This window comes from Hoyosella sp. YIM 151337, assembly GCF_026041215.1.
GTDB lineage: Bacteria > Actinomycetota > Actinomycetes > Mycobacteriales > Mycobacteriaceae > Hoyosella.
Window position 1 is genome coordinate 53054 of the sequence record NZ_JAPEIQ010000004.1, and the last position, 23927, is coordinate 76980.

The following is a 23927-nucleotide window of genomic DNA, read 5'->3' on the forward strand; positions in this document are numbered from 1 at the left end:
GGGGACCTGGCATGACAGACGACAACTCAGCAGGCGACCGCGACGCGGCGGAAGAGCCCGGCGAGTACCCAGCCACCCAGGCGGTCGGTGCGGGCGGCCGGAACCTCCCGGAGATGGATGAGCGGACACAGGCCGTGCATGTAGAGCCCGAAACGATGACCGCCGGTGGCACCGTTTTCGTCCCGCCCGCGAGAGGCAACGCCACCACCAGCGACGTCACGTCGGCCACTGTAGTGACGACTGGCGGGATGTCCCGAACGAGCGGCCGGTTCGTGCGAACCCGCACCGGGGGTACCCTTCGCCTCGGTGGGGGTCTTGTGGAAATTCCCGCGGCGCCGCCGATCGACCCCGCGTCCGCGATCCTGAAAAGTCCCGCGGTTCCCGAGTCCAAGCGCTACTGCCGCAACTGCGGCCAGCCAGTCGGACGGTCCGACGGTGGGGAAAAGGGGGAACCAGACGGTGTTTGCGCCAATTGCGGGACGCCGTACTGGTTTACACCACTGCTGAGTGAGGGTGACATCATCGCGGGGCAGTACGAGATCAAAGGGTGCCTCGCACACGGCGGTCTTGGCTGGATCTACCTCGCGATCGACCGCAACGTCGAGGATCGCTGGGTTGTCCTGAAGGGATTGCTGCACTCGGGTGACGCGAAAGCGCAGGCTGTCGCGATGGCCGAGCGGCGCTTTCTTGCCGAAGTATCCCACCCGAGCATCGTCAAGATCTATAACTTCGTCGAACACGTCAACCGCAGCGGCGAGACCATCGGCTACATCGTCATGGAGTACGTCGGTGGAACGACGTTGCGTCACCTCGTGCACAACAGGCGCAAGGAAACTGGCGACACCAGCGCTTGCATGCCCATCGAACACGCCATCGTTCTCGTCCAGGAAGTTCTGCAGGCACTCGGCTATCTGCATGCGCTCGGTTTGACGTACAACGATCTCAAACCAGACAACGTGATGATCACCGACGAGGGCATCAAACTGATCGATCTCGGGGCTGTCGCTGCTATCGAAAGCTACGGGTATATCTTCGGCACGCCCGGCTTCCAGGCACCTGAACTCGCCCGCACCGGGCCTACCGTTGCGTCCGACATCTACACCGCCGGGCGCACCCTTGCAGCGCTAACGACGCGATTGCCCTCAGAGAACGGCGTGTACAAGCCTGGGATACCGACAGCCGATCAGGAGCCGCTCTTCCGCGAACACGAGTTTTACTACCGGCTGCTCCTTCGCGCTACGAACCCGGACCCTGCGCGCCGCTTCGTCTCAGCGGATGAAATGTCGTGGCAACTCGCAGGCGTGCTGCGCGAAGTGCTCGCCCAGAAACGGGGCGAACCGCATGCCGGGATGTCGACCATGTTCACGCCGCAGCGCACAGCGTTTGGCACCGAACAGGCTGTTCGGCAGACCGACGTGTACGTCGACGGGCACTTCCGCGATATGCATGTGGAAGCGCGGGATGTTGTGGCTGCACTGCCGCTGCCACTGATCGACCCGGCGGATCCGGCGGCACGCATGCTTGCAGCGACCGCAGCGAGCGATCCGAGCGAAATCTTGGAGTCGATCCGCAAAATAAGAGAGTCGGCACGCGAAGAACTCGATCATGAAGATGGGGCCGGTGAGAACGCTGCCGTTCTCGAAGACAGCATGGCCGTGCCGCTGGCAGAGATCCGCGCACACATCGACCTCGGTGAACCCGAGCAAGCACGCGAAATCATCGGGGAACTGCGCAAACGTGCAGTACCAGATTGGCGGCTCGACTGGTACAGCGCCTTCACCGACCTGCTAGCGGGCGAATTTCGCGCGGCGTTCGACAACTTCGAAGCGGTTCTTTCGGCGCTGCCTGGCGAGTCCGCCCCGAAGGTCGCGCTTGCCGCGACCGCTGAACTGATCCTCGATCACTGGGAAACCGAAGACGATGCGGTATGGCACAAGTTTGCCGAGGACTACTACCGAAGCGTATGGCGCACCGACCGCAACATCGTAAGCGCCGCGTTTGGGCTCGCCCGGCAGCTTGTCCACGCCGGGAACCGGGCTGGTGCGGTCGCAGCGCTCGACCAGGTGCCGCTGAGTTCGCGTCACTATAACGTGGCGCGATTGTCCAGCGTAATGGCGCTGATTGGCGGCCGGCCTGTGGAGAGCATCAACGAACTCGAGCTGCGTGAGGCGGCGCGGCGCGTCGAAATGGTTCCGGAAACCGAGCGGCGTTCACTACAGATGCGGGTTGTCGTCCTTGGAGTGGCGCTGGATTGGGTGCGTTCCGGCAACCATGCTCGCTTCCCGGAACCGTTTCTCGGGGTGACGCTGAACCAGGAAGCACTGCGCGGCAGCACCGAGCGCGCGCTGCGAATCCTCGCCCGCAATGCACCCGAACGGCGGCACCGTTATCGGCTCGTCGATCTCGCGAACGCGATCCGTCCACGCAGCTTGTTCTAGGCGGTCAGATCCCGCTCAACCTGAGAGTTCCGCGGCGGCCCGGGCAATCGCAAGTTCTTCGTTCGTTGGGACGACAAGGACGGCTACCTTACTCTCCGGCGCCGAGATCACTCGCGGCCCCTTCGCGCGCCGCTCGTTCGCTGCCGCATCGACCACAATCCCGAGCTCTGCCAGGTTCGCGAGAGCATCAGCCCGCACTTGTGGCGCGTTCTCGCCAACGCCCGCGGTGAACGTTATGACGTCGAGCCGGCCCAGCGCCACCAGGTACGCCCCAATGTATTTGCGCAGCCGGTGGACATACACGTCGTACGCGAGTGCCGCCTGCTTGTCCTCTGCCGCAACAAGCTCGCTGAGAGCGCGAAAGTCGTTGACGCCAGAGAGACCCTTCAGCCCGGAGTGGCGGTTGAGCAGCGCATCGAGGTCATCCACTGTCATGTCCGCGGAACGACGCAGATGCAGCAAAATTCCAGGATCGATGTCACCGGACCGCGTACCCATGACGAGCCCTTCGAGCGGTGTCAGCCCCATGGACGTGTCGACGGCGACGCCACCTCGCACAGCTGACGCGGACGCACCGTTGCCGAGGTGCAGAATTATCTGGTTGAGTTCGCTTCCCGGACGGCCCAGAAAACTTGCGACCTGCTGCGAGACGTACTGGTGTGACGTGCCATGAAAGCCGTATCGCTGCACGCCGTGCTTCTTGGCGAGTTCTGCGTCGATCGCGTAGGTGCTGGCCGCAGGGGGCAGCGTCTGGAAAAAGGCCGTATCGAACACGGCGACGTGCGGCACATCCGGCAGCAGCGCCCGCGCTACCTCGATACCAAGCAGATTCGGGGGATTATGCAACGGCGCCAGTGCGGATAGCTTGTCGACTTCCGCTATCACGGCGTCCGTGACGACTGTCGGTTCGGTGAACACCTTGCCGCCATGGACGACTCGATGCCCGACAGCGGTGATGCCGAGCGATTCGAGGGGAGCGCCGCCGCGAGCGAACATTGCGAACGCGAGCTGCAAGCCCGCCCGGTGATCCGGTATCGGCTCGGTCGTTTCGGTGGAACCAGCGCGATCCGAATGCTCGATTCGCCCCTCGGGCTCACCGATTCGTTCGACCAGCCCGGACGCCACAATTGCACCGTCGTCGGGTTCTACGAGCTGATATTTGATGGAGGAGGAGCCAGAGTTGATGACGAGGACTGCCACGGGCTGACCTTACTGCTTACTTCGCTGCGGTGATGGCTTGAGCCTGGATTGCAGTGATCGCAACCGTGTTGACGATGTCCTGCACCAGCGCGCCGCGGGAGAGATCGTTGACCGGTTTGTTCAGTCCCTGCAGCACCGGCCCGATCGCGACAGCGCCAGCGCTGCGCTGCACCGCCTTGTACGTGTTGTTGCCGGTGTTCAGGTCGGGGAAGATCAGCACCGTTGCCTGCCCGGCGACGGGGGAGCCCGGCATCTTCGACCTCGCGACCGACGGCTCAACTGCGGCGTCGTACTGGATTGGCCCGTCCACAAGAATGTCCGGGCGGCGTTCCCGCACCAAGCGGGTTGCCTCGCGCACCTTTTCGACGTCCGCACCCGAACCGGACTCCCCCGTCGAGTACGACAGCATCGCCACCTTCGGGTCGATCCCGAACTGCGCGGCCGTCTCCGCGGATGAGATGGCGATGTCGGCGAGCTGGCCGGCGTCTGGGACCGGAACCACAGCGCAGTCGCCGTAGGCGAGCACCTTGTCCGCCAGGCACATAAGAAAAATGCTGGACACAGTCGAGCACCCGGGGACTGTTTTGATGACCTCAAACGCTGGACGGATGGTGTGCGCGGTCGTGTGAACCGCCCCGGACACCATGCCATCCGCGATGTCCATATGCACCATCATCGTGCCGAAGTACGCGACGTCTACCATGAGTTCGAGCGCCCGGTCGGACGTCATGCCGCGGTGTTTACGCAGCCCCGTGTATTCCGTTGCGAACGTCTCCAGCAGCTCCGACGTCGCCGGGTTGATCACTTCGGCCGCACCCAGGTCAAGACCTAGTTCCGCAGCGCGTTTGCGAACAGGCCCCTCCTCACCGAGCAGCGTCAGGTCAGCGACATCGCGCTGCAGCAGGCGGCTCGCTGCCCGCAGGATCCGGTCGTCACTCGCTTCGGGGAGGACGATGTGTTTGCGCTCAGCTCGTGCGCGGTCGATCAGTTGGTATTCGAACATCTGTGGTGTCACCACCGAGGGCATCTCTAGTCTGAGCTGGTCAATCAGCTCAGCACCGTCGACATGTCTTTCCATCAGCCCGATCGCCGTGTCCACCTTGCGCTGGGAGCCAACACCAACGCGCCCGCGTGTCTCCGCGGCGATGCTCGCTGTCTGGAAAGTTCCGTAGTCGGTTTTGATGATCGGCAGTTTCGGCCGCAGCCCCTCCACGAGCCGCGCGATGCTTTTGTGTGGCAGCAGCCCGCCGTTGAAGATGATGCCCGCCAATGACGGAAACCCCTCCGCCTCATGCGCCATAACGAGGGATAAGAGGACGTCAGAGCGGTCAGCAGGTGCGATCACTGCCGCACCCTCTTTGAGCCGCTCAAGCAGGTGCTCAGCGGTCATCGCACCGACCAGCACCGACGTAGCTTCGCGCTGCAGCAGCTCGCCGTCTCCGGAGTACAGTTCACCGCTCAGCGCATCTAGCAGTTCCTGCATTGTGGGTGCCACCATCAGCGGAACTTCAGGCAGCGCCCATGCAGCGACACCGGTCCTCTCGAGCGTCTCTTTCACGTCATTGAGCCGGGCAGGATCGCACCGGTTCGCGATAATCGCAACCGAATGCGCTTTCACAGCACGCAGTTCAGCGAGACACAGGTCCGCTGCCTGCCGGATCGTCTCAGGATCCCGGTTACGGCCGGTCAGCGAGAGGATGACCGGTGCACCCAGGTTGACCGCGACCCGCGCGTTGAAGGTCAGTTCCGTGGGACTCTCGACGTCGGTGTAGTCCGATCCGACGATAACCACGGCATCACACTGTTGGGCCACAACGTGGTAGCGGCGAACAATTTCCGACAGCGCGCCGTCCGCGTCGTTGTGCACGTCGCCGTAAGTGACACCGATGCACTGCTCATAGCTGAGATCCGCAGTGGTGTGCTGGAGCAGCATCTCCAGCAGATAGTCGTTCTCCTGGCTGGAGCGGGCTACCGGGCGGAAAACTCCCACCCGCGCCGCCGTCGTCCCCAGAAGATGCAGCACCCCCAAAGCGATCGTTGATTTACCTGTGTCTCCCGATGGGGCTGCGATGTACACACTCGACGGCATAAGCCCCATTCTTACGTCATTCGCAGCGTCAGCGCTCGCTTAGCACCGCGATTCGGGCGGCGACACCTGGGTGCGCTCGCGACGTGCCACTACCCGAGTTCACGCAGCCGCGGTGCGAGATCCCGTTCGAACAGGTCGAGGAAGCGCTTCTGATCGTGCCCTGGGGCGTGAAACACCAGGTGGTTGAGCCCAGCGTCGACGTACTGAGCGATGTGCTTCACCGCGTCATCGGGATCGGCGGACACAATCCACCGTTTCGCGACCTGCTCGAGCGGCAACTCATCGGCAAGGCGTTCCATTTCAGCTGAACTCGACACGGAATGTTTCTGCTCCGGAGTGAGGCTAAGTGGGGCCCAGAAGCGCGTGTTTTCGAGCGCTTGGCCGTAATCGGTGTCGTACGAGATCTTGATCTCGATCATCTTGTCGATACTCGCGGCATCCCGGCCCGCAGCACTCGCACCCTCGCTGACCGCCGGAATCAGCTTGTCAGTGTAAAGTTCCATCCCTTTACCGGAGGTGCAGATGAAGCCCTCCCCCGCGCGGCCCGCGTACTTGGCGACGACCGGCCCGCCCGCCGCCACATAGACGGGAATCGGTGTTTCAGGGCGATCGTAAATCGTGGCATCCACCGTGTGGTAGTAGTCGCCCTCGAATGTGACGTTGTCTTCCGTCCACAGTTGCCGCATGAGACGAATAGCTTCGCGCAGCCGCGCGAAGCGCTCCTTGAACTCGGGCCACGGATGGTCGTCGGTGACGTTGAAGCCCGTCGCGATTTCGTTGAGCGCTTCTCCAGTACCGACACCGAGCATGATGCGTCCCGGGTAGAGCACTCCCATCGTTGCGAAGGCCTGGGCGATCACCGCGGGGTTGTAGCGGAAGGTGGGCGTCATGACCGAGGTGCCGATGAGAACACGGTTGGTGCGCTCACCGACCGCCGTCATCCAAGCGAGGGAAAACGGCGCGTGCCCGCCGGTGTGGCGCCATGGCTGGAAATGGTCACTCACCGTGACGGAATCCAGGCCGCGCTGCTCGGCATAGACAGCGAACTCGACGAGGTCGCGCGGGGCGAATTGTTCGGCCGAAGCCTTGTAACCCAACTTCAACACTCAAAGCTCCTTAGTCATGCGCACATCATGTCAACGGGTTCGGCGCTGATCACCGCGCCCCTCCTCAGCCTAGACGTGCGAAAACCCGGGAACCCGCACTCAACGGCACGACAGCGGTTTCCCGCGAGGTGTCGCGGGTAGCCGGACCGGAACGCAGACACGCCTGTACAGCAGCGCGCCCGGCAGCCCAGGAAAGGAAGCTCTGCAGTGAGTGAACAGCAGCGCGACGTCATCGAGATCCTGATGCACGACCACCGCGCAGTCGAGGAGATGTTCTCCGAACTCGAATCTCTGCCCAATACTCGAGATAACGCGACACGGCGCAAAACTCTCGCAGATAAAGTGATCATTGAACTCGTCCGTCACTCTGTTGCCGAGGAGACGGAGGTCTATCCGGCGGTAAAAGAGAAGGTCAGCGCGGAAGAGGCCGAGCGGGCCAAGCACGAGCACGCCGAGGCCGAAGAAACCATGCACATTCTCGACAGCCTCGACGCTGACGACCCCGACTTCGACGCCCAGCTTGTGCTGCTTATGCGAGAAGTTCGCGCGCACGTGGCGGAAGAAGAGAACGAGATCTTCCCGCACATGCGCCAAATATTCAGCCCGGCCGAACTCGTCGAGCTCGGCCGCAGGGTGGAGCGTGTGAAAGGCAAAGCGCCGACCAGGCCGCACCCCAGCGCCCCCGACGAGCCGCCAGCAAACAGGCTCGCCGGGCCCGCGACCGGACTGCTGGACCGCCTGCGCGACAGCCTTACCGGACGCGGCCGGGACTAGCGCGCTACTTGAGTGCCTGCTCGAGGTCGTCTAGCAGGTCATCGACGTGCTCGAGACCCACCGAGATGCGCACAACTCCATCTGACACACCGATCGCGGCCCGCCCTTCCGGCCCCATGGCCCGGTGGGTGGTTGTGGCCGGGTGTGTGATGAGAGTCTTTGAATCCCCTAGGTTGTTCGAGATGTCAATGACCTTCAGTTTGTCGAGTACCTCGAACGCCTTCGCCTTGCCGTCCGGCGCGTCAAGTTCGAATGTGACGACCGTGCCACCACCGAGCATCTGGCTTTTCGCTAGGTCATGCTGCGGGTGCGAGGGCAAGTACGGGTACCGCACCCAGCGCGTCGCGTGATGCTCATCGAGGTAACGGGCAATCTTCAGCGCCGATTCGGTTTGCTGCCGCACCCGGATTCCGAGGGTTTCCAGGCCTTTTAGCATCACCCACGCGTTGAACGGGCTCAGGGCCGGTCCCGTGTGGCGCATCAGCGTTTGCACGGGGCCGTCGATGTATTCCTTCGGCCCCAGCACCGCGCCGCCAAGCACACGTCCCTGACCGTCGATGTGCTTCGTGCCCGAATACACAACGATGTCCGCGCCCAGCTCGAATCCGCGCTGCAGCAGCGGTGTCGCGAAGACGTTGTCGAGCACGACTTTCGCTCCTGCGGCATGCGCCATCTCGCTGACTCGCCGCACGTCGACAAGCGTCTGCATGGGGTTCGCGGGCGTCTCGAAAAACACTGCGTCAGCCGGTTTCGAGAGCGCGCGCTCCCACTGATCGAGATCCTCGCCGTCGACGAACTCGGTCTCTATCCCCCAGCGCGGCAAGATTTCGTTGCACACGACAAAGCACGAGCCGAACAGGCTGCGCGCCGCGACCAGCCGGTCCCCCGCCTTCAGCAGCGCCCCCAGCGAGACGAAAACGGCAGCCATGCCGCTCGCGGTGCCAAAGCACGCTTCAGCACCATCGAGCTGCCGCAGCCGCTCCTCGAACATCGCCACAGTCGGGTTGCCGTAGCGGGAGTACACGTAGCGGTCACCGTTGATAAACGCCTGTTCCGCGGCACCTGCTGACTCGTAGACGTACCCCGAGGTGAGGTACATCGCTTCAGCTGTCTCTTCGAATCCCGATCTGGTGAGACCACCGCGCACCGCGATAGTGTCAGGGCGCACAGTGTCCGGGAGTTCCCGGCGCGGCGGCATGCTCACGACTGCCTCCACGGAAATCCGAGCGCGCGCCAGCCCGCTTTACCGCGGTGGCCGTCCTCGTCGAGCGCGCCTTCGAAGCCATCGAGCATGTTGTACGACGGCCCCAGCCCCGCCGACGTCGCAAGCTGGGCAGAGCCGATCGAGCGCTGCCCGGAGCGACAGATGAACACGATGGGCTGTTCGGGTGTGATTCCTGCCGCCGTGAGCTCATGGAGGAAATCCGCGTTGCGTGCCCCAGAAGGGAACTTCAGCCACTCCACAAGGACGGTGCGCTTACCCAAAGATGAGATATCGGGCACACCTACGTAGTTCCACTCTGCCTGGGTGCGTACATCCACAAGCACTGCCTGCGGATTATCACGCAGCAGTTCCCAGGCCTGTTCAGGGGTCAAATCACCTGCGTAGCTCACCTCTACAGGGTTTCATACGGAGGGCAGGTGATGCACATTAGGGCGCGAAAATTGTGAGCCGGAGCTGCGGAGCAAGTATGGCGATACTAACGTGCAGTGCCGCAACCCAAGGATCTAATCTACACTGATCAGTCGACTGTCCGCTTCGGAACGAGGAAAAGCGCTTGACGATGACTGACCAGAATCGGCCCTTGCGTGTGGGGATCGTCGGCTCCGGCCCGGCCGGTATTTACGCCGCAGATGCCCTGATGAAATCAGATGTCGCGTCCGATCGCGGGGTCAGCATCGACATTTTCGAACGGATGCCTGCGCCGTTCGGGCTGATCCGTTACGGCGTCGCGCCTGACCACCCGCGCATCAAAGGCATCATCACCGCGCTGCATAAGGTGCTGGACAAGCCCGAGGTCCGGCTGTTCGGCAACGTCGACTACGGCTCCGACATCGACCTCGGCACGCTGCACTCGTACTACGACGCTGTGATTTTCGCGACAGGCGCGAACGCGGACCGGGCGCTGAGTATCCCCGGTATCGGACTTGACGGCAGTTACGGCGCCGCCGATTTCGTGTCCTGGTACGACGGACACCCTGATGTGCCGCGCGAGTGGCCGCTCAACGCGGAGAAAGTCGCTGTCCTCGGCGTCGGCAACGTGGCCCTCGACGTGGCCCGGGTGCTCGCCAAGACCGCCGACGAACTGCTCGAGACCGAGATCCCGCACAACGTTTACGAAGGCCTGAAGACGAACAAGGCCACCGAGGTTCACGTCTTCGGCCGTCGCGGGCCCGCCCAGGCGAAGTTCACGCCACTCGAACTCAAAGAACTGTCCCACTCGCCGAATGTCGAAGTGATTGTCGATCCCGAAGACATCGACTACGACGAGGCGTCCGAGGTGGCGCGCCGCTCATCGAAGATCGTCGATCAGGTCGCGAACATCATTCAGGACTACGCGATCCGTGACCCGCAGGGCCTGCCGAACAAGATCTACCTGCATTTCTTCGAGAACCCGACCGAGATCCTCGGCGAAGACGGCAAGGTTGTCGGGCTACGCACCGAGCGCACCGAACTCGACGGCACCGGCAATGTCCGCGGCACCGGCAAGTTCAACGAATGGGAAGTAGGCGCCGTCTACCGCGCGGTCGGTTACTTGTCGGAGAACATCGCCAAGCTGCCGTTTGATGAGCAAGCAGGAACCGTGCCGAACGAAGCCGGCCGCGTCATCGGTGACAACGGCGAGCCGCTCAACGGGATTTACGTCACCGGCTGGATCAAGCGCGGCCCGATCGGCTTGATCGGCCACACCAAGGGTGACGCCAACGAAACGATTGCCTGCCTCATCGAGGACATTCCGAATCTCGATACCCCTGAATATCCTGGCAAGGATGACATCATCGAGTTCCTCGACAAGCAGCGTGTCCCCTACACCACGTGGGACGGCTGGTACCGCTTGGACGCGCACGAGCGCTCACTTGGCGAGCCGCACGGCCGCGAACGGATCAAAGTCGTCGAACGCGACGAAATGCTCCGCGCCAGCGGTGCCGAAGGCTGACTTTCCGCAACCTCCCGCTTTACGCACAAAACACCCGCTCTGCGCAGAGCGGGTGTTTTGTTTGGCGGAGCGCAGTCAGATCACCCACGCGCCGATCACCCACGTGGCCGCTGCCGCCAGCGCACCGAGCAGCTGAATCAGCGTGGACACCACAACAGCCTTGGTAGCGTGAATCGTCGCGTGCCATGCCGCGCTGGGCTCTCGCATCCGCGCCGCCTCGGCCAGGAAAGTACCGCCAATGAACCCGATGAACAGGCCGATCACCGGAATCACGAAGAAACCGATCACCGCCGCCACCAGCCCGGCGACAATAGATCGCATCGGGATCCCGGCCGCACGCAGAGACCGGCCCGGCCAAAGGTACTGCAACACACCGGTCACGACCAGAAAAGCAGTGGCGACGAGGAGCACGATCCAGCCCGTCTGCGTGCCCTCGACCAGCGCCCACACCAAGATCGCACCGAAGACGACAAACACGCCAGGCAGCACCGGCAAGATAATGCCGGCGATGCCGACCGCGATGACGAGGGCGACAACAATCTCGCCAGTCAGCCCCATGCGATTGTTTTCACGCAAGCTGCCGCGTCACGCGCCAGCTTCCGGGCCGTGTCCACAGTGTCAGCACTCGCGACAGCCACCCCCATGCGCCGGAACTCATAGCTTTCCGGTTTCCCGAAAAGCCGCACATCCACGCCGGGCATTGCGAGCGCTTGCGGCACCCCCTCGAAACGGACGGTCTTCGCATCAACGCCCCCGTAAATCACCGCAGAAGCGCCTGGCGAGCGCAAAGCCACATCAACAGGTAAGCCCAGGATCGCGCGCGCATGCAGTTCGAATTCGGAGAGGCGCTGCGTCGCCAGGGTAACCAGTCCTGTGTCGTGTGGGCGGGGGCTGACTTCAGAAAAGTACACGTCATCGCCAGCGACAAACAGTTCGACTCCGAAGATGCCGCGTCCACCGAGCGCAGTGGTCACTTTCTCCGCGATATCCCGCCCAGCGGCCAGCGCAGCCTGGGACATCGGGTGTGGCTGCCACGACTCGACGTAGTCGCCGCGCTCCTGTTTATGGCCGATCGGCTCACAGAAGTACGTTCGCGTTTCACCCTCGTCCAGGGCACGGACAGTCAGCTGTGTGATTTCGTAGTCGAAGTCGACGAAGCCCTCGACGATGACCCGGCCGCCCTTCACACGTCCGCCCGCCATCGCATAATCCCAGGCAGACTTCAGCATGTCAGGATCGCTCGCGACCGACTGACCCTTGCCGGACGACGACATGACGGGCTTCACCACGCATGGGTAGCCAATCCGCTGGACCGCCTCCTCCAGTTCAGCGAAGGAATCCGCAAATGCGTACGGAGACGTCTTCAGCTCCAGTTCTTCAGCCGCGAGACGGCGGATGCCCTCACGGTTCATCGTGAGCTGCGTGGCGCGCGCCGTCGGGATGACTTCTGCGAGACCGCGCCGCTCCACCTCAGCGAGGGTGCCCGTCGCTATCGCCTCGATTTCCGGCACGACGTACGTTGGGCGCTCCCGCTCGATGAGCGCGAGCAGTGCGTCCGCGTCCGTCATGTCAATGACGTGCCCGCGGTGCGCCACATGATGGCCGGGTGCGTTCTCGTACCGGTCCACAGCAACCACTTCGATCCCAAGCCGCTGGAAAGCGATGATCACTTCCTTGCCCAGTTCGCCGGCGCCAAGCAGCATGACACGCGTGGTGCGCTGACTAAGGGGCGTTCCGATGATCAACGTTGACTCCTCCGCGACGGCCACATCGACGTGTCGAGACTAGCGCCTGTGGTGCGTGGATGTGAGGCCCGGTGAGTTATTTTCAGGGTGATGGAAATCCAGCTTGCACTCGAGACACAAGTGGCCCTCACAGCGGCGGGCCTCATCTTTCTGGGCGCGCTCGTGTTAGGCGTGTGGAAGTATGCGCAAATTGCGAAGTCGCCCCGCCATCAAGCCCACCCGTACGTCGACATCGCGCATCGCGCCGCCCTGATGTACGCATTCGCCACCTTGCTGCTCGCGCCGTTTGCGGAACTCAGCGCATGGCCGACGGCGGTCAACCTGGCGAGCGTGCTGGCAGTGGTGTTCTTCTTCGTCGCGGCGATCACGACGTACGCCGTTCACGGCTGGCGGCAAGACACGGACAATCAGTTCGCCGCACCGGTCCGCGGTACTCACGCATTCATGTTCGCGCTGATCGCCGTGGAGATCGGTGGGTTCGCGATCCTGTTCGCTGGTTTCCTCAGCAGCCAGTTTCTCTAGCCAGCTGAGCTAGACGTCACAGCGGACGAAATCGCAGGTGCGACAGGCCAAAGCGGGTATATGACCGCGTCGCCGGGGCTGTGCGTGACACACATCCCACCGATTCCGCCGCTCGCCGCATACCCTAGACGCCATGTCGAACGGTACGGGCACCCACCTGTTGAATGTCGCCCGCGGTGGTCTCATGGGCACCGCGGAGGTGATCCCCGGAGTCAGCGGCGGCACGGTCGCGTTGATCACGGGCATTTACGACCGACTGATCACGTCCGCTGGGCACGCGGTAAGCGGCATTCGGATCGCCGCCACTGACCTTCCGCGCGGTAAAGGCAGCGAGCGCGCTCTCACCGAGTTCCGGCGAGTGCACTGGCAACTCGTGATCGGCGTCCTGGCTGGGATGGCTGTGATGCTTGTCGTTGCTGCCCGCGTCGTCGCTCCGCTCGTGGAGAACTACCCGCAGTATTCGTTCGCCCTATTCTTCGGGCTTGTGCTGGCCTCCCTCTGGGTTCCGTACACCGGCTCGGGGCGGCCCTGGACTGCGGCGAACTACGGCGTGGCATTCCTCGCCGCAGCGGCCGCGTTCTTCCTCACGGGGTTGCCACCAACCGAGATCACCGATCCCAACCCGTTGCTCATCATCGGCGCGGCAGCGGTCGCCATCTGCGCGCTCGTGCTCCCGGGTGTTTCGGGCTCGTTCATGCTGCTGGCCTTTGGCATGTACACCGTGACGATTAACGCCGTGAACGAACGCGACTTTGGATATCTCGCACTGTTCGCGTTCGGCGCCGTCATCGGCCTGTCGCTGTTCGTAAAACTGCTGCAGTGGCTGCTCGAGCACTACCACCATCTGACGCTGGTCGTCATGACAGGTCTGCTGCTCGGGTCACTGCGGGCGCTGTGGCCGTGGCAGCCGTGGGAAGAGGAGCGCCGCGAAATCCTCGCCCCCACCGACAATGTTGTCGCCACGTCGGGTTTGATTCTGCTTGGCATGGCGATCGTTATTGGCATTCTGATAGTCGCGCACCGGCACGCAACGCGTGAGCACGAGCCGGGCGCGATCGTTCAGTAAGCTACCGGAATTGTGCGACGTTGCGCCGCGCCCATGCGGCGAACGTCGTGCCGGGGCGCCCGAGGATCTCCTCGACCACACCGGAAGGCTGCTGGGGATTGCCGACGAGCTCCCCATGAGTGTCGACGAACCACTCCGCAAACTCCCCCATGCCGGGCCGCAGCCGCTCGATTGCTTCCTCCCGGCTGATCTTCACCATCGGGATGTCGCGTCCGAGGGCTGCAGCGATGTGGCTGAGCATCTGCGCGCGAGTGAGCGTTTCGGGGCCCGTCATGTCGTAGTACTTGCCCACATGCCCGTCCTCGAGCAGGGCGGCCGCCGCAACGTCAGCGATGTCGATTTCATCGATCGGGGCGTTGGCTGCCTCGGGGTGCGGGTCACGTACCTCGCCGTCCGCGCGAATTTCGTCAGCCCACATCGCGAAGTTCCACATGAACTCACCGGGTCCTAGGTGTGTCCACGGGATACCGGACGCCTCCACGGCGTCTGCCATCTCCTGCCAGTGGCCGCCGCCAGAGAGATCGACGACACGGGAGACACCAGCGGTCCGGGCCACCTCCAGCGCCTGAGCTGCAGTCTCTGGGACCGGCGCGAGATACATGCGCTCGACCCCTTCGAGCGCGGCAGAGAGCGTCTCGGGTTTCCCCACGTAGCCGCGTGCGACTTCGACCCCAGGCGGCAGCTGCGCCCGTTCCGGATTAACTGTCAGCGCGCGGATGCCGGTGGCGCCGCGCCGTATCAGTGCGTCCACGACGAGCCTCCCGATCCCTCCGGTAGCTCCGGTCACGAGAATTGTCATCTGTTGATCCTCCCTTACTCGGCTAAACAGTGGCCCCTTCGAGCTGGGCTGCGGTCACCAGTCCGCGGTACAACTCATCGGTGCGGAGCAATTCATCGTGCGTCCCACGGGCACGGATCACCCCGTCGGCCAGGACGATGATCTCGTCAGCATGCTGAACCGTGGACAGCCGGTGAGCAATCGTGACGACCGACCGCTCCCGCGCGATCTCCTCGACACAACTGACGATCGCGGCTTCCGTCAAAGCGTCCACTTGAGCAGTTGCTTCATCGAGAATGAGGAGATCAGCGGGGCGGAGAATTGCCCGAGCCATCGCGATGCGCTGCCGCTGTCCGCCAGAGAGCGACGAGGCGGTGAGCATTGTGTCAAGACCATCCGGGAGTTCCCGCACGACATCTGCGAGGCGCAACCGCTCCAGCGCCAGCCAGATCTCCTCATCAGCGGCGTCCGGGTAGGTGAAAGCGACGTTGTCCCGCACCGAGCCCGGAATTACTGGCGTGTCCTGTTCGACGTAGGCCATGTGGGCGCGGATCTCGCGGTGTGACAGTGTCCCGTATTCGCGCCCCGCGAGACTGAGTGATCCGCTGGCTGGTTCAAGCAGGCGCAGCAGAAGCGAGACAAGGGTCGTCTTTCCTGCCCCTGAGGGGCCGACGATCGCGAGATGACCGCGCCGCGGGACTGTCAGCGTGACCTTCTCCAGCGCATTGCTCGCGGCGCCGTCGTAGCGGTGCGTGACGTCGTCGAGTTCGACGATCCCCCGCCCGCCGCGCACACCGGCTGGTGTCGCTATCGAACGGCCAGTCGTTGCATGTTCAGTCTCCTGAGTAAGGGCGTCCATCTGCCGGATCCGCACGGCAGCGGCGATCCCGGACTGTAGCGACGAGACGTTCTGCGCGAGCTCGGAGACCGGGCCGAGCAAGGTGAACGCGTAGAGCAGGAAGGCGATGAGCGTCGAGACGGATAGCTCCCCCTGCCCTACCCGCCACGCCCCGAAGCCGAGGATCACGATGACCGCAGCTTGCACACCGGTCCAGGCGATGGTCCACGCCGTGGCCGTGACTTTCACCGCCGTAATCGAATGCGTCCGTGCGTCCTCCGCATCGCCGCGGGCGCGCTGCAAGATGCGCTGTTCAGCGCGTGACACTTTGACGGTGCGGATCGCACGCAAGCTGCCTTCGATAAGTCCGCCGAGCCGGCCAACAGATTCCTGCGTCTTCGCCTCCGCGACGGCGATCCGCGGCATCAGGACCCCAAACATCACGATGACGACGGTGATTGCCGCAGCCGTCGTCGCGAGCAAGGTCAGGTCGAGCACCGCCATCATCACCAGCGTGCCAATGCCGAGCACCACGGCGTTGATGATGCCGACGATTGATGATGACGCGGCTTCCCGAAGCAGTACAGTGTCCGACGTCGTCCTGGTCACGTACTCTCCGACGCTTCGTTTCTGCAGCGCCGGGACTGTTGCGCCGAGGAACCGGCCGATCAGCGTGGTGCGCGCACCGAACACAACGTGCTCCGCAGCGGAGCCTAGTACGACCCATTGCCCCCACCCAAAGGCAGCACCGAGCACCAGCAATACGAGCAGTGCGAGGATCGGCGCCCGGAGGGAGACGCCTGCCTCCAGGGAATCCAGCACCCATTTGGTGATCATCGGCGTCGCGAGTTCTGCCGCTGAGCCACCGAGGGCAAGTAGCAACCCCAGAGCTAGCGCGCGTGACTGGGGGCGTGCGAACGCGATCAACACGCGCAGGTTGCTCCAGCGCTCCTCTTTACCGAACGAAGTCATACCCCAATGGAACACTATTGTTCCATTAGGGTCAATCAATTTACCTTACAGAGATGACATGTTCCGCTTTGAGAAGCCTTTACACTATGACGTGTGCAGACAACATCCGGGAGCCGGGTTCGAACGCAGCAGGCAATCGTCGACGCTGCGATCCGCGTCCTCGCCACCAGCCCGACCGCATCGCTCGGCGAGATCGCCGAGGCGGCACAGGTTGGGCGGACCACTCTGCACCGGTACTTCCCCGATCGTGCTGCCCTGATCAAAGAACTCAGCACGAGAGCAGTGAGCGCGATCACCGACGCCACCCATCAGGCCCGGCTGGAGCGAGACACCGGACGCGAGGCGGTCGTGCGCTTGCTCCAAAGTTACTTCGAAATCGGTGATCTGCTGAAGGTCCTGCTGCTGACGCCGGGCGTCTATGAGGAAGAGGAGTGGGCCCAGCACGGCGACGTCGACCAGGAACTGATCGACGTCGTTCTGCGCGGGCACCGCGACGGCACAATCGACCCGGAACTGAGCCCTGAGTGGGTGCAGAACCTCATTTGGGCGCTGCTCTACACCTCTATCGATCTCGTGAATCGCAATCAAGGCCCAGCGTTTGCGGTACTCAGCCAGGCGGTGACGAGTCTTCGTCGGGCGGTAACCCCGGATTGATCTCTCCGTCTCCCAAATCTGCCTCCGTAAGTCATCCAAAACCCCTCGATTTCGGGGGTTTCCGTTGACTTACACAGATGAATTGGGGAGGGGCGGGCAATCTAGCTGGTCCGCCAGGTCGAGGAAGTCCCGCGCATTGATGTCGAACTCATCTTCGAACTTTGTGTCTGCGTGCACGCTGGGACCGTACTCGTGCGGCCGAGCGACGAACGCTGTCCGAAAGCCGAGTGCTGCCGCTGCCCGGATGTCGTACTTATGGGACGCGACCATCATGATGTCTTTCGGCGGCAGGCCGAGAAACCGCGCGGCTTCGAGGTAGATACGCGGATGTGGCTTGAACGTCCCAAACATCTCGGCCGCGAAGATCACGTTCCACGGGATGCCCCCGCTACGAGAAATCCGCACAACCGCGGAGACATCGGCATTCGACAGCGTCGCCGTCACGAATCGCTCGTTAAGGCGCCGAATTCCTGGCACCACGTCGTCCCACGGCGTGAGCGTCTGCCAGGCACCAGCGAGCTTCTCACACTCCTCATCGCTGAAAATGGTGATGCTGTACGCCATGAGGAGCTCATCAAGCGCTGCGCGGTAAACGGCGTGGACGCTCACCCAGTCGTCCCGGGACTGCTGGATATCATCGACCGCTTCGAAATACATCGACCGCCACTCGTTGACGAACGCGCCCCAGTCCGTCTCCGGGCTGCGCCCGCCACTTGCCTCTTCGAGGGCGGAAAGGACGGGTGTGTAGAAGTCGGTGGCCGTCCCCTGGACATCAAACATGAGCGCCTTCATCGCCCCAGCTTCGCACTCCACCGCCCCAATCCGCCTATGCAGGTCAAGCAAAACCTCGTGATTTCACGGGTTCTGGTTGACGTACGCAGGTGGATTTGGGAAGTCGAGGGCGGCTTTCACCGCAGCCAGACCGCGCTGAAGATCGTCCCTACTCACCCCGGCATACCCGAGGACAAGTCCGCCCGGCGGCTCCCCCGCCCCAGACCAGTAGTGCGCCAGGGTGTGGACCAGCACTCCCTGACGCTCCAGTTTCGCCGCAATCGGCGCAGCGAGGCGAGACGGTACGGGCACAACGACGTGTGAGCCGGACGACGCCCCAGTGACTCGCCCGGCGCCAAGGGATCGGAGGAGTGCGTCACGCCGCCACGCCAGTTCAGTACGCACACGCTTGAGGTGCCGATCAAGGTCTCCGTGCACGCCCAATGCGGCGATCACCCGCTGTCCAAGCACAGCGGGACGGAAGCCGGTGCGCACTCGATGGTCACGCAACACCGCCATGACGCTTGCTGGCGCCAGCAGCCATCCAGTGCTGAGTTCGGGACTCAGAATCTTACTGAAACTCCCCAGATGGATGACGCGGTCGGGCGCGAGCGAGATCAACAGCGGCAGCGGCGCTGAGTCGTAACGGATTTCGCCGTCGTAGTCGTCCTCCACGATCCAGGCCTCGTGCCGCCGGGCCCATTCCACCAGCTGGCTGCGGCGCGGCGCGCTCATACGTACACCCGCCGGGAACTGATGCCCCGGCGTCACGACGATGGCATCGAGTTTTCCTGTTGGCACCGTGGCCCCGTCCTCATCCGCGGGAATGGGTATGGCTTCATGTCCGCAGCGCCGCAGGATACGGGCAACCCGCTGCCATCCCGGATTTTCAATGCCCACACGGAGGCAGCGCCCCGCTGCCAGCGCAAGTTCATGGATCACGGCGGCGGTCCCCGCTGTCGCAAACACCTCGGACTGCGCGTACCCGCGGTGCCGGATGAGTTGCTGGCTCACCACGTCCGCGAATTCCGGCAAAGCAATGTCACACGGCCAGGGCTGAGCCGCGGTGTCGGCCGCCGCACGGAGGGCGCGCCTCCAGGCTGCTTTCGCAACCCCGCCCGGCAGCGCAGCGCCAGGCACAAGCCGGATCAGCTGTGCGGTCTCTGACTCACCAGCGGCCTGAACAGGTCGTGACGCTGGGGCGGGCGGCTGCGGCGAACGTGCATCAATGAATGTCCCGGCTCCGTGCTTCGATACAACCCAGCCTTCAGCTATGAGCTGGTCGTATGCGGCCGCAACAGTGTTGCGGGAGACGCGCAGCGCATCTGCGAGCCCGCGGGTTGACGGCAGCTTGTCACCGAGCTTGAGCACTCCGGCAGTACAGAGGCGATGAACCTCAGAGACCACCTGCGCGGGCAGGGGCGTGCCAGACGATCGATCAATGGCTATGGGTAAATCCACCGGCATAAGTGGCCCCCTGAAATAGCGGCGAATTGGCCCGTGCACAGCACCACTGCTGCTTGGGAAGGTTAGCTTATGACGACGAGTTATACGCCGCTCTCACCTACTCCCCGCAGCACGCCACGCCGGCGTGACCGCACCCGCACGGACCGGAGGGAGCTTTATCGGCTGCTCGATGACGCAATAGTCGGACATCTCGCGGTTTGCATCGACGGCGCGCCGCTCGTACTCCCCACCATATTCGGACGCAACGGCGACAGTGTGTACATTCACGGCTCGAGCGCGGCACGCAGCTTGCGTGAGGGAAGTGCACCCGGCGCCGCTGTATGTTTCACGGTGACTCACCTCGACGGGGTCGTGTTTGCCCGCGCCGCCGCGCACCACTCGATGAACTTCCGCTCAGCTGTCATTCACGGGCACGCCCGCGCGGTTACCGGGCGAGAGCAGAAGCTAGCCGCCCTCGAGACCATCGTCGAGCATGTGACTCCCGGCCTATGGACGCATTCACGACCGCCCACGAAAAAGGAGCTTGCCCAGACACAAGTGCTCGAACTTGACACTTCTGAAGCGTCGGTAAGGGTTCGGCAAGGACCACCCGCGGATGACCTCGCCGATGTCGAAGCCGACGATTACTGGGCAGGGGTAGTCCCAATGCGACCCGTGTTCGGACCGGCCGAACCGAGCCCTGACCTGCGGCGGCACCGCGCTGCACCCGCATATATCAACAGTTGGTCGCAAAACAAGTCTCGGGTGATTTGCTGAGCGCGAGTCGTAAGACGATTCTGTGGATTATTGAAGAATCGTTATCTAGCCGTTGTGCAAGAGGTCCCTGACAGTTAAAACTGAACAAAGCAGGCCGCATTTTGTTGTTGAGTACGACAAACGGCGGCGTGTCACTGCAAGACCTGAAGCGGACGAGCGCAACAATGAAGGTGCGCGCGACTGTGAATGGAAATGAACACTCTGAAGTCAGGCGAAGCGTATGCATGTCGGCGTCTACACATCCCCAGGCTCCCTTGCCTGTCACCGGACCAAAAAGGCACTGGACAGGTACGGGGTCCACTACGAGGTTTACGACGTCACCGAGGACGCGGCTGCGGCCCGCATGGTTCAGTCCCTCGGCTACTCAGAGCTGCCCGTCGTCTACGTCCGCGACACGCTCGCTGAGCCCGAGCATTGGTGCGGCTACCGGCCGGAAGAGATCAATGAACTCGTCCGCTTCGCAGCCGATACCGCACTTTTCGCACCGCTGGATAAAGCCCACGGGAGCCTATCCGTCGCCCAGTGACCGTCAGCGGCGCGCCATGCGCTGCACGAACCTGCTCACGCCGCGCGTTTCGGCACCACGAGCGGACTCTACCAACTCGGCGACATCCGTGATCTTCCATCGGATAGCGCCCGCAGCCTCGCCACGTGCGCGTTCTGCCTGATCAATCCGGGCCCATCCGTCACTATCAATGACGTTCGGCTGTCGCCTGCGGAGGATCCGCTGAAACTCCCTTGGCGCTGAGGCTGGCTCTGGGAGCAGGCCAGCGTTGAAATCGGCGATCAGGTTGTCGACGGTTTCTTTCGCGCACGACTTGTTCGTGCCAATGAACCCGGACGGGCCGCGCTTGATCCAGCCACACGTGTACTGGCCGGGCACAGGCGAACCGCCTGGCCGTCCGAGAACCCGTCCGCCCTCGTTCGGGATCACAAACCGCTCGTCGTCGAACGGCACGCCGTCCAGTCGCTTGCCGCGATAACCCACGGAGCGGAGAACCAGACCGGTTTCGATCACCTCGCTGGTCGCGGTTGGCTGGGCGCGGACAGTCCCGTCGTCTGCAGTGACGAGCGTGTTGTGGACAACGCTCACCCCAGTAGCATGGGAATCGCCCAAAATGCCCGTCGGTGACGTCAGATAGCGGAAAACAATACGGCGATCGCGGTCCGTTCCAGGAACATGGAGCGCAACCTCTTCAGCCAGGCTGAGTTTCCGTTCGAGTTGGGGGTCGAGCGCCCCTTCGCTGCGCAGCCGTGTTGTCTCAGCGTCGAGGGCGAGTTCATCTTTGTCGATGACCAGCGTGGCGTTGTGCTTCCGGATCAATCCATGAAACTCCGGCAGGGTGTATGCGGCTTGCGCGACACCGCGGCGGCCGAGGATCACAACTTCGCGAATCTTGGATTTGCGAAGCGCGGCAAGCGCGGGGCGCGCGATGTCCGTGGCTGCGAGTTCCTCCGGATTGGTGGTGAGGATGCGCGCGACATCGAGCGCGACGTTACCGTTGCCGATGATAACGGCGCGTTCGGAACTGAGATCGAACGTACGGTTGGCATGTTCGGGGTGTCCGTTATACCAGGCGACGAACTCGGTCGCGGCGACGCTCCCGGGCAAGTCTTCCCCCGGAATAGCGACGCTGCGGTCACCCGAGGCGCCGTAGGCGTAGACCACCGCGTGGTGATGCTGAGCAAGTTCCGCCGCACTGACGTCTTTGCCGACCTCAACGCCCAGGTAGTACTCAAAATTGTCCTGGTCGGCGATCTGAGCGAAGAGCTTGGTCACCTTTTTCGTCGACTGGTGGTCGGGGGCGACACCGTAGCGCACCAGGCCGTGTGGTGTCGGAAGCTTCTCGAACAGGTTCACCTGCACACCGCGCTGTTTGAGCAACTCGTCTGCGGCATACAGCGCGGCGGGTCCGGATCCGACGACAGCAACTCTCAGATTGGCCGCGGGATCCGATTTCACCTCGGAGATCGGTATCAGCGCCAGCGGTGTCCGGGAGCGCGGCTCACGATAGAACTCCGCATTAATGCCTTCGTAGTCGCTGAACTGTGGCTGGAGCTTCGTGTGCGGGACGATCGCGTCGACGGGGCACGCTTCAGCGCAGGCTCCGCAGTCGACGCACGCCTCCGGGTCGATGTACAACATCTCCGCCTGGAGGAAGTCCGGTGCATCGGGAGTTGGGTGAATGCAGTTGACTGGGCATGCGTAGACACATGACGCGTCACTACAACACGACTGGGTGACGACGTGGGGCATTCGCTATCACGCCGCCCGGGTGATGTTGGCGATATGGGCTTGATCGCGTGACGGCTCGCTGCGAAAGCGAGATTCGCGACCGTCAATGCCGAGCACCTTCCACACAACCTTGCCGACCGGCGTCATCAGTCCTGTTTTTTTCGCAAGAGCGCGCACGTCGCCAAAGATTCCGCGCAGTGTCTCTCCGGACTCCTCCGTGCGCCAGTAGAGGTCTTTGATCACGGATTTCGGGATATCGAATTCTTTGCGGAACTCGGCTGGCGGCACGAGGATCATGTCGCACATCACACGCATGGTGGCAGGGAACAGCACGGAGAGGACTTGCCGCTTGATAAAGCTGCTTTGCGGGATGCTGCGGGTCAAGTGCTCATGCGCGAACGAGATATGACGAGCCTCCTCGGCGACGTGAATCTGCATGATGCGCTGCAGCATCGGGTGCAGGTCACGCTCCGCGCGCAGAACCGACTTCTGCATGTGGTCGATCGGCTCTTCGCCACCAAGGACCATGGTGAAGAACCAGTCCGGGTAGTAGCGCACAGCAGGCCAGATCGCGAGGGTCAGTTTGCGCGTAACGCTATCCATGCCAGGCACGTCCGCACCGATCCGGTTGATCGCTTCCTGGAACATCTGAGTGTGGTTGCACTCTTCGGTGGCCTCGTGCGTGAGGTAACGGTATTCCGGATCACCGTTGGGCAGGTCGAAAACGTACTGCATGATCCCGCGGATCAGCAGATTCTCGAACTGCAGGCCCACCTTCATCATGTTGGCCTGCCGCCACATACCGATGGCGATTTGCTTGTCCTCCGGCTGCGCGAGGTACCACGGGTGGCGCCCCAGCGGGTCAGCTTTCGGCAGTATCCAGCGCCGGTCGGTCGGGTCGACCCGGAAGTCCGGCGAATCCCAGTCGATGTCTTCGAACGGGTCGAAGTGCTTGCGTACGGAACCCTCAGAGAGGGTCTTTAGCGTCTCTGCGTACGCGTCGCTGGGTGCCGCAGCGTCCTTGCTTGCGGCTGCCGGGTACTGACCGGTGTTCACAGCGTTCTCCATGGAAAGCGTCATTGCTACCCCTCGCAGTGTATTGGTCACGATGTCCCACATTGGACTGACTACGAGAGTAGGTTGCCGCGACAACCGTGTCAACGCACATTGGCACAATCTGGATTGCCTGTAATCGGATCGTGCCCCGAGCCTGTGGGAGGCCCGCAGTTTCGCACCTGGCAAGCCTCATCCCTGTGAGCCCCGACACTCTCGTGTGGTGCTTGTGAATCGCGTTCCGATTCCGCTCGCAAACACGCTACCCGAGCCCCCATTTCATATGCTGTCCAACATACTATGC

At 62.9% G+C, this 23927-nt stretch carries 21 protein-coding genes; 8 read left to right on the top strand and 13 right to left on the bottom strand.

Annotated elements, in window-relative coordinates; genetic code table 11:
* Nucleotides 1-11 precede the first annotated feature (11 nt).
* Nucleotides 12-2438, top strand: a complete 2427-nt coding sequence (locus ONR57_RS00800) for a serine/threonine-protein kinase (RefSeq protein ID WP_265120912.1) — start codon at nucleotides 12-14, stop codon at nucleotides 2436-2438.
* Nucleotides 2439-2453: 15 nt separating this feature from the next.
* Here ONR57_RS00800 and ONR57_RS00805 read toward each other — a convergent pair whose 3' ends face one another.
* From ONR57_RS00805 to fgd, 3 genes are all read right to left on the bottom strand, one after another.
* Nucleotides 2454-3638 carry an acetate kinase gene (locus ONR57_RS00805; RefSeq protein ID WP_265120913.1) on the bottom strand — a complete coding sequence of 395 codons (1185 nt, stop codon included), beginning with the start codon at nucleotides 3636-3638 and terminating at the stop codon, nucleotides 2454-2456.
* Nucleotides 3639-3654: 16 nt separating this feature from the next.
* Entirely contained in the window at nucleotides 3655-5727 is a 2073-nt protein-coding gene (pta, locus tag ONR57_RS00810; RefSeq protein ID WP_265120914.1) for a phosphate acetyltransferase, read from the bottom strand.
* 89 nt (nucleotides 5728-5816) lie between these two features.
* Nucleotides 5817-6833 carry a glucose-6-phosphate dehydrogenase (coenzyme-F420) gene (fgd, locus tag ONR57_RS00815; RefSeq protein WP_265120915.1) on the bottom strand — a complete coding sequence of 339 codons (1017 nt, stop codon included), beginning with the start codon at nucleotides 6831-6833 and terminating at the stop codon, nucleotides 5817-5819.
* 207 nt (nucleotides 6834-7040) lie between these two features.
* Here fgd and ONR57_RS00820 point away from each other — a divergent pair, with 207 nt between their 5' ends.
* Nucleotides 7041-7607, top strand: a complete 567-nt coding sequence (locus ONR57_RS00820) for a hemerythrin domain-containing protein (RefSeq protein WP_265120916.1) — start codon at nucleotides 7041-7043, stop codon at nucleotides 7605-7607.
* Nucleotides 7608-7611: 4 nt separating this feature from the next.
* On the opposite strand, the gene ONR57_RS00825 is transcribed toward ONR57_RS00820, so the two are convergent.
* Both ONR57_RS00825 and ONR57_RS00830 read right to left on the bottom strand, forming a co-directional pair.
* Nucleotides 7612-8805 (bottom strand): O-succinylhomoserine sulfhydrylase, encoded by a 1194-nt coding sequence (locus ONR57_RS00825; RefSeq protein WP_265121040.1) that lies wholly within the window; start codon nucleotides 8803-8805, stop codon nucleotides 7612-7614.
* A 2-nt stretch (nucleotides 8806-8807) separates the two neighbouring features.
* Nucleotides 8808-9221 carry a rhodanese-like domain-containing protein gene (locus tag ONR57_RS00830; protein ID WP_265120917.1) on the bottom strand — a complete coding sequence of 138 codons (414 nt, stop codon included), beginning with the start codon at nucleotides 9219-9221 and terminating at the stop codon, nucleotides 8808-8810.
* 170 nt (nucleotides 9222-9391) lie between these two features.
* On the opposite strand from ONR57_RS00830, the gene ONR57_RS00835 reads away from it, so the two are divergent.
* Entirely contained in the window at nucleotides 9392-10765 is a 1374-nt protein-coding gene (locus ONR57_RS00835) for an FAD-dependent oxidoreductase (RefSeq protein ID WP_265120918.1), read from the top strand.
* A 75-nt stretch (nucleotides 10766-10840) separates the two neighbouring features.
* Here the strand turns inward: ONR57_RS00835 and ONR57_RS00840 are convergent, their stop codons facing one another.
* On the bottom strand, nucleotides 10841-11323 hold the full coding sequence (locus ONR57_RS00840) for a DUF456 domain-containing protein (RefSeq protein WP_265120919.1): 483 nt from the start codon (nucleotides 11321-11323) through the stop codon (nucleotides 10841-10843).
* The gene (gene purT, locus ONR57_RS00845; RefSeq protein ID WP_279347309.1) at nucleotides 11314-12510 is read right to left on the bottom strand and encodes a formate-dependent phosphoribosylglycinamide formyltransferase; all 1197 of its coding nucleotides are present in this window, start codon (nucleotides 12508-12510) and stop codon (nucleotides 11314-11316) included. The genes ONR57_RS00840 and purT overlap by 10 nt, the downstream gene beginning before the upstream one ends.
* Before the next feature lie 90 nt (nucleotides 12511-12600).
* Here purT and ONR57_RS00850 point away from each other — a divergent pair, with 90 nt between their 5' ends.
* On the top strand, nucleotides 12601-13032 hold the full coding sequence (locus ONR57_RS00850; RefSeq protein WP_265120922.1) for a hypothetical protein: 432 nt from the start codon (nucleotides 12601-12603) through the stop codon (nucleotides 13030-13032).
* Between the two features lie 133 nt (nucleotides 13033-13165).
* Entirely contained in the window at nucleotides 13166-14098 is a 933-nt protein-coding gene (locus ONR57_RS00855; RefSeq protein WP_265120923.1) for a DUF368 domain-containing protein, read from the top strand.
* A 1-nt stretch (nucleotide 14099) separates the two neighbouring features.
* On the opposite strand, the gene ONR57_RS00860 is transcribed toward ONR57_RS00855, so the two are convergent.
* Entirely contained in the window at nucleotides 14100-14897 is a 798-nt protein-coding gene (locus ONR57_RS00860; protein ID WP_265120924.1) for an NAD(P)H-binding protein, read from the bottom strand.
* 22 nt (nucleotides 14898-14919) lie between these two features.
* Entirely contained in the window at nucleotides 14920-16686 is a 1767-nt protein-coding gene (locus ONR57_RS00865; RefSeq protein ID WP_265120925.1) for an ABC transporter ATP-binding protein, read from the bottom strand.
* Nucleotides 16687-16779: 93 nt separating this feature from the next.
* Here ONR57_RS00865 and ONR57_RS00870 point away from each other — a divergent pair, with 93 nt between their 5' ends.
* Nucleotides 16780-17340, top strand: coding sequence for a TetR/AcrR family transcriptional regulator (locus ONR57_RS00870; protein ID WP_265120926.1), 561 nt, complete (start codon nucleotides 16780-16782; stop codon nucleotides 17338-17340).
* Between the two features lie 69 nt (nucleotides 17341-17409).
* On the opposite strand, the gene ONR57_RS00875 is transcribed toward ONR57_RS00870, so the two are convergent.
* Nucleotides 17410-18132: a haloacid dehalogenase type II gene (locus ONR57_RS00875; protein ID WP_265120927.1), complete on the bottom strand. Its 723-nt coding sequence runs from the start codon at nucleotides 18130-18132 to the stop codon at nucleotides 17410-17412.
* A gap of 63 nt (nucleotides 18133-18195) precedes the next feature.
* Entirely contained in the window at nucleotides 18196-19578 is a 1383-nt protein-coding gene (locus ONR57_RS00880) for a PLP-dependent aminotransferase family protein (protein WP_265120928.1), read from the bottom strand.
* A gap of 69 nt (nucleotides 19579-19647) precedes the next feature.
* Here ONR57_RS00880 and ONR57_RS00885 point away from each other — a divergent pair, with 69 nt between their 5' ends.
* Both ONR57_RS00885 and ONR57_RS00890 read left to right on the top strand, forming a co-directional pair.
* Nucleotides 19648-20334 (top strand): pyridoxamine 5'-phosphate oxidase family protein, encoded by a 687-nt coding sequence (locus ONR57_RS00885; protein WP_265120929.1) that lies wholly within the window; start codon nucleotides 19648-19650, stop codon nucleotides 20332-20334.
* Nucleotides 20335-20554: 220 nt separating this feature from the next.
* Nucleotides 20555-20860 carry a glutaredoxin family protein gene (locus ONR57_RS00890; RefSeq protein WP_265120930.1) on the top strand — a complete coding sequence of 102 codons (306 nt, stop codon included), beginning with the start codon at nucleotides 20555-20557 and terminating at the stop codon, nucleotides 20858-20860.
* Nucleotides 20861-20863: 3 nt separating this feature from the next.
* Here ONR57_RS00890 and ONR57_RS00895 read toward each other — a convergent pair whose 3' ends face one another.
* On the bottom strand, nucleotides 20864-22591 hold the full coding sequence (locus tag ONR57_RS00895; RefSeq protein WP_265120931.1) for an FAD-dependent oxidoreductase: 1728 nt from the start codon (nucleotides 22589-22591) through the stop codon (nucleotides 20864-20866).
* Nucleotides 22592-22597: 6 nt separating this feature from the next.
* Nucleotides 22598-23650: a diiron oxygenase gene (locus tag ONR57_RS00900; protein WP_265120932.1), complete on the bottom strand. Its 1053-nt coding sequence runs from the start codon at nucleotides 23648-23650 to the stop codon at nucleotides 22598-22600.
* Between the last annotated feature and the right edge of the window lie 277 nt (nucleotides 23651-23927).

Bases quoted from the DNA above. Each gene is read 5' to 3' on its own strand.
- ONR57_RS00800 (WP_265120912.1), top strand. From the start codon at position 12: ATGACAGACGACAACTCAGCAGGCGACCGCGACGCGGCGGAAGAGCCC.
- pta (WP_265120914.1), bottom strand. From the start codon at position 5,727: ATGCCGTCGAGTGTGTACATCGCAGCCCCATCGGGAGACACAGGTAAA.
- ONR57_RS00825 (WP_265121040.1), bottom strand. From the start codon at position 8,805: ATGCCGCCGCGCCGGGAACTCCCGGACACTGTGCGCCCTGACACTATC.
- ONR57_RS00835 (WP_265120918.1), top strand. From the start codon at position 9,392: ATGACTGACCAGAATCGGCCCTTGCGTGTGGGGATCGTCGGCTCCGGC.
- ONR57_RS00840 (WP_265120919.1), bottom strand. From the start codon at position 11,323: ATGGGGCTGACTGGCGAGATTGTTGTCGCCCTCGTCATCGCGGTCGGC.
- ONR57_RS00850 (WP_265120922.1), top strand. From the start codon at position 12,601: ATGGAAATCCAGCTTGCACTCGAGACACAAGTGGCCCTCACAGCGGCG.
- ONR57_RS00855 (WP_265120923.1), top strand. From the start codon at position 13,166: ATGTCGAACGGTACGGGCACCCACCTGTTGAATGTCGCCCGCGGTGGT.
- ONR57_RS00860 (WP_265120924.1), bottom strand. From the start codon at position 14,897: ATGACAATTCTCGTGACCGGAGCTACCGGAGGGATCGGGAGGCTCGTC.
- ONR57_RS00865 (WP_265120925.1), bottom strand. From the start codon at position 16,686: ATGACTTCGTTCGGTAAAGAGGAGCGCTGGAGCAACCTGCGCGTGTTG.
- ONR57_RS00875 (WP_265120927.1), bottom strand. From the start codon at position 18,132: ATGAAGGCGCTCATGTTTGATGTCCAGGGGACGGCCACCGACTTCTAC.
- ONR57_RS00880 (WP_265120928.1), bottom strand. From the start codon at position 19,578: ATGCCGGTGGATTTACCCATAGCCATTGATCGATCGTCTGGCACGCCC.
- ONR57_RS00885 (WP_265120929.1), top strand. From the start codon at position 19,648: ATGACGACGAGTTATACGCCGCTCTCACCTACTCCCCGCAGCACGCCA.
- ONR57_RS00890 (WP_265120930.1), top strand. From the start codon at position 20,555: ATGCATGTCGGCGTCTACACATCCCCAGGCTCCCTTGCCTGTCACCGG.
- ONR57_RS00895 (WP_265120931.1), bottom strand. From the start codon at position 22,591: ATGCCCCACGTCGTCACCCAGTCGTGTTGTAGTGACGCGTCATGTGTC.
- ONR57_RS00900 (WP_265120932.1), bottom strand. From the start codon at position 23,650: ATGACGCTTTCCATGGAGAACGCTGTGAACACCGGTCAGTACCCGGCA.